Here is a 9095-nt window from a genome sequence, read left to right as displayed (position 1 = left end):
CTCTCGCCGAAATTACGGATCGCCCAGTCCTTCACGGGCGCCGGAGTGCGGTCGATCGCCGCGCCGCCCACCGCGGTGACGGGTCCGGCCTCGGGCCGGACGGCCGCCGAAACAAGCTCGGCAACGGCGAGCGCTGCGAAGCCGGAGAGCAGGCCGCTGGGCGCGGTGAGCCCGCCGTGGGCCATTTCCCTTCGGGAGATCCTCACACCCTCTATTCGGCGCCGGCCGCACAGCGGATTGGTCCGTCGTGCCGGCCATGTGAAAAACTTTCGGGGCCGGGCTTGCCTGTCACCCGATGCCGTTGCATGCACTCGGTCGGCTTTCCGGGTGGACCGATCGCCGGCGCCGGTCGCGGGGGCTTGGGGACGGTCTTCACCAAGATCGCCATGCGTGCAGAACAGTCGCACGGGAGGACCGGCCCACGGCTGGTGGACCGTTCTTCATACGGGCCGCCGACGGGCGGCGCCCGGGCTCCCACTCGGCACTCGGGCTGCCCCGCCGGCCAGGATCCGGACTCGCCGCAGACCGGGCTCGCCGCCCGGACACGAACCGTCCCCTGCGACTCCGGCGGGGTGTACGGCGTCCCCGGAGTCGCCGCCGAGTTCCGCGCCGACGGCGAGCGCGTCCACCGCAAGTACGTCACCCGTCTCGTCCAAGCCCGGGGCTCGCCGGCCTCCGCCTGTGGCGCAAGCACCGCGGCACCCTCTCCGCCCCACCCGTCACGGAGACCACGGGCCTGGCCGGACAGGGCTGCGCGGCGAAGGAACCGAACAGCAAGTACGCCGGCGACATCGCATATCTCTCCCCGACGGACGGGAAGTTCCTGCACCCGGCGGCCACGGCCGACCTGCGCCCACACCACCCGGCCGGCTGGACACAGGTCGCATGCGGGCCGGACCCGCCGTCGGTGTTCCGGCTGCGGCCGAGCGGTCCCGCGCCGGCCTCACCGGGGTCATCCTGCATATCGGCCACGACGCCCGGTACCCGGACAAGGCATGCACCGGCGCCTGCCGCACCGCTCGCGTGACCCGGTCGACGAGCCCGGCCGGAAACTCTGCCGACCACGCGCTCGCCAAGTGGTTCAACACGGCCTTCGGACGAGAGACGTTCCAGGACCAAAAGGGCTGACGCTGCGAGCGCGGGCCCGTCTCGACGCGTTCCGACGGTTGCACCGCCACACCGCGCCCGCCGCCACTCCAGCCTCGGACACCACAGTCCTGCCACCTTCGCATCGGCGCACCACACACCGTCAACTATGCCGATCCCGCCGCATGAGCCCGTGTCCAAGCTCCGGGGCAAGGTCCGCGTGGTGGCTGCCCGTACCGAACCGGCGGCCGCCCGCCGTCTCCTCGGCGTCGAGCACGGCGCCGACGAGCCGCGAGGATCCGGGCCACTGCTGTGCGACTTCCCCTGCCCCTGTCCGCCTCGGTACCGCCGCCCTAGGAAGCCAGAGAAGCGTGCTCTCTGCATGCAACGCGTCGAGGCATCCATCCCCAACTGCCCTTCTTTGCATATAAACTGCCATATGGGTGAAATCTTGAGAAAGGGAGCGTAAAGTACGAAAGTGGCTTAAAGCACTTCGAATCGGCGCTGGAGGCGGCGCTCATGACAGACCCCCATGGCTTCCTGAGGACCCCCCGTAGGCCCAGCGGGGCTCGTCCCGTCGAGGAACGACTGAGCGACTGGGGTGAGGTCCACGCAGGACAGCCGCTGCTTCCTTTCGTGTCCGAGCAGGCAGGGCGCTGCATGGACTGCGGCATACCGTTCTGCCACAGCGGCTGCCCGCTGGGGAACCTCATTCCCGAGTGGAACGCGTACGCGACGCGTGGTGACTGGCGCGCCGCGGCCGAGCGGCTGCACGCGACCAACAACTTCCCCGAGTTCACCGGGCGCCTGTGCCCGGCACCGTGCGAAGACGCCTGTGTACTGGCCGTCAACGCCGATCCGGTCACGATCAAGAACGTGGAACAGGCCATCGCCGACCACGCCTGGGAGAGCGGGTGCGTACCGGCACGGCCGCCGCAGCGGCTGAGCGGGAAGGCCGTCGCCGTCATCGGGTCGGGGCCGGCCGGCCTGGCGGCAGCGCAGCAGCTCACCCGGGCCGGCCACACCGTCGCCGTGTACGAGCGCGCCGACCGCATCGGCGGACTGCTGCGCTACGGCATTCCCGAATTCAAGATGGAGAAGCGGCACCTGAACCGCCGCATCGAGCAAATGCGGGCCGAGGGCACCAGGTTCCACACCCATGTGCGGGTCGGCAGCGATCTGGACGCCGCCGAGCTGCGGAGGCGCCATGACGCGGTGATCGTCGCTGTCGGTGCCACGGAGCGGCGGGAACTGCCGGTTCCCGGCCGCGAACTGCGCGGCATCCATCAGGCGATGGACTACCTGACCCTGGCCGGCCGGACCAGGGAGGGCGACTGCATCTCGCCGCCCCTCACGGCCGAGGGCAAACACGTGGTGATCGTCGGCGGCGGGGACACCGGGTCGGACTGCCTGGGCACCGCGCTGCGCCAGGGTGCGGCCTCCGTGACGCAGCTGGACATCAACCCGGTGCCGGGTGACACCCGGCCCGAGAGCGAGCCGTGGCCCGTATATCCGAAGATATACCGGATCTCCCACGCCCATCACGAGGCCCGGGAGCGGCACGGCGCGGACCCGAGGGTTTTCTGCGCCGCCACCTTCCGCTTCGAAGGGGGACCGGCGGGCCACGTGCGTGCGGTGCACCTGACGGAGGTGGAGCCGACGACCAGAAGGCCACTGCCGGGCACCGAGCGGACGACCCCGGCCGAGCTGGTGCTGCTCGCCCTGGGCTTCTCCGGCCCCGAGCGGGACAACGGCCTGATGGAGCAGCTCGGGATCACACTGGACGACCGCGGGAACTTCGCCCGGGACACCGCCTTCGCCGCCGCGCGGGTGGAGAAGCAGAAGCAGACCGCTCACGCCGAGACGGAGGGCGTGTTCATCGCGGGCGACGCCGGACGCGGCCAGTCGCTGGTGGTGTGGGCCATCGCGGAGGGGCGGGCCGCGGCGGCGGCCACCGACCGCTACCTGACCGGCGCCACGGTGCTCCCGGCCCCGGTCTCCCCGGCGGACCGGCCCCTGACGGTGTGACTCTCCACTGACCGGCCGACAGCTCTCCGCATTCGAACGAGTTTGACGGCAACCGGATTCGAGCGAAAGCCCGGCGGTGGACAACGGACACGGGGAGGTGAGGATTTGCAACCGGAGGAATTCTCTTCTGGGGTTCGCACGGAAGGAGAATCTGTCGAGGTTCTGACGCCCGCACCGGGTGAATCCGAATTCACCGAGCGGGGGCACACCGCCCCTGTGGCGGACACCGAGAAGAACTTCGCCGACGTGCTGGCCGACCTTGTGCACGTCGAACGGGTGTCGGCCGACAGCCACTTCTTCGACGACCTGGGGGCCAACTCCCTGGTCATGGCTCATTTCTGCGCACGGGTCAGGAAGCGTGCGGACCTTCCGTCGGTCTCGATGAAGGACATTTACCGGAATCCGACGATCAGAAGTCTCGCGGCGGCCCTCGATGAGATCGCGCCCTCCCCTGCGGAGCCGTCGATCCCGGCACAGACCCGAGTGGTGGAACCGACCGGCACACTGCGGTACGTACTCTGCGGAACGTCTCAATTTCTGCTGTTTCTCGGCTATTCGTTCCTGGCGGGAATCCTCACCGTCCGGGGTTATGAATGGGTCTCCGACGGCTCGGGGCCGGCCGGCCTCTACCTGCGTTCGCTCCTCTTCGGCGGCGTCGGCTTCGTGGGGCTGTGCGCCTTCCCGGTCGTCGCCAAATGGATCCTGATCGGCCGGTGGAGCGCCCGCGAATTCCCGGTCTGGGGGCTGACGTATCTGCGCTTCTGGACCGTCAAAGTCCTGCTCCACGCCAACCCGATGATCTTCTTCGTCGGCAATCCCCTGTACGTGCTCTACCTGCGGGCACTCGGCGCCCGGATCGGCAAGCGCGTCACGATCCTCTCTCCGACCGTGCCGGTCTGCACCGACCTGCTCACGATCGGCGCCGGCACGGTGATCCGCAAGGACTCGTACTTCCTGTGCTACCGGGCGCAGGCCGGACGCATCAGGACAGGCCGGGTCACCCTGGGCCGGGACGTGTTCGTGGGCGAGAAGACCGTCCTCGACATCGACACGTCGATGGGAGACGGCTCACAGCTGGGCCATACGTCGGCGCTGCACGGCGGCCAGCGCGTCCCGGACGGCGAGCGCTGGCACGGATCGCCCGCCCAGCGCACCGAAGTCGACTACGTGCGGGTCGCTCCGGCGCCCTGCGGCGCACTGCGCCGTGCCTGGTACGGCCTGCTCACCGCGGGTCAGCTGTTCCTGCTGTACGTGCCACTGACCGTGGGGGGCGTCTACATGCTGCTGGCCGAGGTCCCGGCGCTCGACGACGCGCTCGCCCCCGGCACCGTGGGCTTCACGTCGCCTGAGCTCTACCTCGACGCGCTGATCGTCTCCCTCGTGCTGTTCTTCGGCTTCGTCGTCGTCGGCCTCGCCACGCTGCTCACCGTTCCGCGCCTGCTGAACCTGGTGGTGAGGCCCGACAGGACCTATCCGCTGTACGGCCTCCACTACTCGGTGCACCGGACGATCACGCGCCTGACGAACGTGAAGTTCTTCCTCTGGCTCTGCGGTGACAGCTCCTACATCGTCGACTATCTGCGCGGTCTCGGATACGACCTGTCACGGGTGGAGCAGACCGGGTCGAACTTCGGCTCGGACGTGCGGCACGAGACCCCCTACCTGGCTTCCGTGGGCAGTGGGACAATGGTCGCCGACGGGCTTTCCATCATGAACGCGGAATTTTCCAGTACGTCATTTCGTGTGTCCCGGGCGTCGATCGGTTCTCATAACTTCCTGGGAAACCACATCGCCTATCCCTCCGGTGCGAGGACCGGGGAGAATTGCCTTCTCGGGACGAAGGTGATGGTCCCTCTCGACGGCGAAATACGGCAAGGCGTCGGACTGCTCGGCTCCCCCTGCTTCGAAATTCCCCGCTCGGTAGAACGCGATTCCCGGTTCGACCACCTCCGGACCGGAGAAAACCTGCGCCGGAACCTCGCCGCGAAGAACCGCTACAACATCCGCACCATGGGCTTCTGCCTCTTCGTACGGTGGCTCCACTTCTTCTTCCTTACGGTGCTCGGCCTTGCTGCCGTCGACCTGCACGGCGTACTCGGACAGCTGGTGGTGGCCGTGTCGCTGGTCCTCGCCCTCCTGCTCACTGCGGCCTATTTCGTTCTGCTGGAGCGCGCCGTCGCCGGATTCCGCCCGCTGAAGCCCCGGTTGTGCTCGATCTACGACCCGTACTTCTGGTGGCACGAGCGCCTGTGGAAGGTGCCCGACCACTACCTGAACATCTTCAACGGCACTCCCTTCAAGAACGTGATATGGCGCTCGCTCGGAGTCCGGCTCGGCAGCAAGGTGTTCGACGACGGCTGTTATGTGACGGAGCGGACGCTCACCACGATCGGAAGTGACTGCACGCTCAATGCCGGAAGCAAAATCCAGTGCCATTCACAGGAGGACGGCACCTTCAAGTCCGACCACAGCGTGGTCGGCGCCGGTTGCACCCTCGGTGCCGGTGCCCTCGTCCACTACGGCGTGACGATGGGCGACGGCGCGGTGCTCGCCACCGACTCCTTCCTGATGAAGGGCGAGGACGTGCCGCAGCACGCCCGGTGGGGCGGAAATCCCGCCGTGGAGTCGCGCGATGTCCACGACGATCCCGCGACGCGGCGACGGTGAGCGGAGGGAGAACGGACATGCGGACCGAGGCCGGCCGGAAGTTCTGGAGCGGTGTGCTCACCGCCGGTGGATCCACCACGCTCCCGCGTTGGGCGCCGGACCCGGTGCCGGGAATCGCCACGCACGAGGCGACGGTCCCGGACGACGTGATGACAGCGCTGCACCGGCTCGTGGAGGACCTGGCGATGCCGTTCACCACGGTGGTGCTCGCCGCGCACACCAAGGTGCTCGCGGCCCTGTCCGGCGACGCCGAGGTCAGCACGGGCTACATCGCCGTCGAGGGTGGCCCGCCGCTGCCCTGCCGGCTGACGACCGCACCGGACTCGTGGCGGGAACTGCTGGGGCGGACCCGCCGGGCCGAGTCGGAACTGCTGGCGCACAAGGACTTCCCGGTCGACGAGCTCAGGCACGAGCTGTGCCTGGCCGGGCCGTCGACCGAGGCGGTGTTCGACCCGGCCGGCGGTGTCGGCGACCTTCCCGGACACGTCGTACTGGGGCTCGGGGTGTCACAGGACAATGGAAGGTCCGTACTGCGGTTGCGGTACCGGACCGACGTGCTGGACGCGGACGCCGCCGACAGGATCGCCGGCTACCACCTCACCGCGCTCGCGCTGACAGCCGCCGATCCGGACGCGGAGCACCGTCGGCAGAGCCTGCTCTGCGCCGAGGAGCTCCGGTTCCAGGTCGAAGGACTGGCCGGGCCGCACCGGGACCTGCCGGACCGCAGGGTCCACGAGCTGTTCGAGGAGCGGGTACGGGCGCACCCCGAGACCGTCGCGGCGGTGCACGGCGACCGGCAGTGGACGTACCGGGAGCTCAACGAACGAGCCAACCGCCTCGCACGGGCCCTGCTGGCCCGGGGGTTGCGGCGCGAAGGCGTCGTCGCCGTGGTGACCGAGCGCAACCTGGACTGGACGGCCGCCGTCCTCGCCGTCTTCAAGGCCGGTGGGGTGTACCTGCCCATCGAGCCGCACTTCCCGGCCGAGCGCATCGCGGCCACGCTGTCCCGCGCCGGGTGCGGACTCGTGCTGACCGAACACGGCAGCACCGCCACGCTCGACCAGGCCCTCGGCTCGCTGTCCCCGGGCGCATCGCCCGGAGTGCGCAAGCTCCACGTCGACGAGGTCCGCGCCGAGGACCACGCCGCCACCGATCCCGGCGTCCGGGTGGCACCGGACCAGGCGGCGTACATCTACTTCACCTCCGGCTCCACCGGCGAGCCCAAGGGTGCGATGTGCGAACACGCGGGCATGCTCAACCACCTCTGCGCCAAGATCGACGACCTGGAGATCCGCGAGGGCCAGGTGGTCGCCCAGACCGCACCCCAGTGCTTCGACATATCACTGTGGCAGCTGCTCTCCGCGCTCCTGGTGGGCGGGCGGACCCTGCTGGTCGAGCAGGAGGTGATCCTGGACGTCCAGCGGTTCGTGGACAGGGTCGCCGAGGCCCGGGTCACGGTGCTGCAGGTCGTGCCGTCCTACCTCGACGTCGTACTCTCCTGTCTGGAGCAGTGCCCCCGCGAGCTGCCGGACCTGCGGTACGTGTCGGTCACCGGCGAGGCGCTCAAGAAGGAGCTCGCGCAGCGCTGGTTCGCGGCCGCGCCGGGGATCCGGCTGGTCAACGCCTACGGGCTGACCGAGACCTCGGACGACACCCACCACGAGGTCATGGACCGGGTTCCGGACACCGAACGGGTGCCGCTCGGCCGGTGCGTCAACAACGTACGTGTCTATGTCGTCGACGAGCACCTCTCACCCGTACCGCTCGGCGCTCCCGGCGCGATCGTCTTCTCCGGCGTCTGCGTCGGCCGCGGATACGTCAACGACCCCGAGCGCACCCGGCATGCCTTCATGACCGATCCGCACGACGCCGGCCGACGCCTCTACCGGGGCGGCGACTACGGCCGCTGGCTGCCCGGCGGCAAGCTGGACTTCCTCGGCCGCCGGGACAGTCAGGTCAAGATCCGTGGCTTCCGGATAGAGATCGGCGAGATCGAGAACACCCTGCTGCGGGTGCCCGGTGTCCGTGACGCCGCGGTGGTCGTCACCGAGCGGTCCGACCACAGCAGGCACCTGGTGGCCTTCTGCACCGGCCCGCGGCCGCTCGATGCCGGCGTCCTGCTGGACCGGCTGGGCGAGTCGCTGCCCGCGTACATGGTCCCCTCGGCCCTCCACTGGCGGGAGAGCCTGCCGGTGACCGCCAACGGCAAGACCGACCGGAAGACGCTGACGGCGCTGTCCGGCGAACTCGACGCGGCCGGCGAGGACCGTGGCGCGCCGATGACGCCGACCGAGCCGATGACACCGACCGAACAGCGGCTGGCAGCCGCCTGGGCGAAGGTACTCGGCATCCCGCAGCACCGGATCGGACGGCTGGACCACTTCTTCGGCCTGGGTGGCACATCGCTGTCGGCGGTGAAGCTGGCAGTAGCCCTGGACCGTGCGGTGTCCCTCAAGGACATCGCACGTCACCCCGTGCTCGCCGACCTGGCCCGGCTGGTCGACGACGGATCCGAACGGTCCTCCGGGCTGCTGCAGCTCCTGTCGGAACCGGCCGGTACCCGGACCGGTGCCCTCGTCTGCTTCCCCCACGCCGGCGGCAGCGCGGTGAGCTTCGAGCCGCTGGCCAGGGCCTTGCAGGGCAGCGGACCGGCGGTGTACGCCGTCGAGCCGCCGGGCCACGACGTGTCCTCCGGGGTCGGCCCCTTCGTGTCGATGGCGCAGGTGGTGGAGGAGGTCAGTGCTGAGATCTCCCGCCTCGGTCCGACCGGGATCCTGCTGTGGGGCCACTCCTCGGGGACCGCGCCGGCCCTGGAGACGGCGAGGAGGCTCGAGGAGCACGGGGCCGGCGTCCAACGGGTGTTCGTCGCGGCGCAGCTGCTCGGTGACGCCGCCGGCCGCCGCGCCGCCGTCACCGAGCTGGCCGGGTGGAGCGACGCCCGGATCGCCGCCGAGCTGAGCGAGGACAGCGGCTGCCCCGGACTGCGTGGGCTCGATGCCGCGCAGGCCGAGCACGTCGCCGCCGCCTACCGGCACGACGTGGCGTCCGCCCACCGTTACTTCGCGGACGCCCTGGACAGCCCACCGGCGGTGAAGCTGTCCGCACCGGTCACGGTGGTGGTGGCCGCCGACGACCCGATCACCGCGGGGTTCCGGGAGCGGCACCGCGACTGGCGGCTGCTGGCCGACGACGTCGACCTGCACGAGCTCGCCGACGGCGGTCACCACTTCCCGCGTACCCGCCCGGCGGAAGCAGCGAAGGCCGTGCTGCGCGCCGCCGAACGAACGGTTTCCTGACGTGAGCGACGCAAGACG

General features: G+C 69.8%; 4 protein-coding genes and 1 pseudogene. 4 read left to right on the top strand and 1 reads right to left on the bottom strand.

Annotation, left to right across the window (positions count from 1 at the left end):
* Window positions 1-185, bottom strand: a pseudogene (locus tag ACWDZ4_RS29280) (molybdopterin-binding oxidoreductase); the annotation flags it as partial.
* Between the two features lie 700 nt (window positions 186-885).
* Between ACWDZ4_RS29280 and ACWDZ4_RS29275 the strand changes: the two are divergent.
* The 4 genes from ACWDZ4_RS29275 (at window position 886) to ACWDZ4_RS29260 (ending at window position 9077) form a co-directional block, all read left to right on the top strand.
* Window positions 886-1128 (top strand): hypothetical protein, encoded by a 243-nt coding sequence (locus ACWDZ4_RS29275; RefSeq protein WP_451511405.1) that lies wholly within the window; start codon window positions 886-888, stop codon window positions 1126-1128.
* A gap of 477 nt (window positions 1129-1605) precedes the next feature.
* Window positions 1606-3114, top strand: a complete 1509-nt coding sequence (locus ACWDZ4_RS29270) for a glutamate synthase subunit beta (protein ID WP_451511404.1) — start codon at window positions 1606-1608, stop codon at window positions 3112-3114.
* Between the two features lie 216 nt (window positions 3115-3330).
* Window positions 3331-5781, top strand: coding sequence for a Pls/PosA family non-ribosomal peptide synthetase (locus tag ACWDZ4_RS29265; protein ID WP_451511403.1), 2451 nt, complete (start codon window positions 3331-3333; stop codon window positions 5779-5781).
* 17 nt (window positions 5782-5798) lie between these two features.
* Complete coding sequence (locus tag ACWDZ4_RS29260; protein ID WP_451511402.1) at window positions 5799-9077, top strand: non-ribosomal peptide synthetase; 3279 nt, start codon at window positions 5799-5801, stop codon at window positions 9075-9077.
* Window positions 9078-9095 lie beyond the last annotated feature (18 nt).

Source organism: Streptomyces sp. NPDC003016 (genome assembly GCF_053591455.1).
The sequence above is the reverse complement of the archived record's forward strand: the minus strand, read 5'-3'. Positions and strand labels throughout refer to the sequence as shown.

What these genes read in the sequence shown, in the direction of transcription:
- ACWDZ4_RS29275 (WP_451511405.1), top strand. Translation starts at nt 886, where the DNA reads ATGCGGGCCGGACCCGCCGTCGGTGTTCCGGCTGCGGCCGAGCGGTCC.
- ACWDZ4_RS29260 (WP_451511402.1), top strand. Translation starts at nt 5,799, where the DNA reads ATGCGGACCGAGGCCGGCCGGAAGTTCTGGAGCGGTGTGCTCACCGCC.
- ACWDZ4_RS29270 (WP_451511404.1), top strand. Translation starts at nt 1,606, where the DNA reads ATGACAGACCCCCATGGCTTCCTGAGGACCCCCCGTAGGCCCAGCGGG.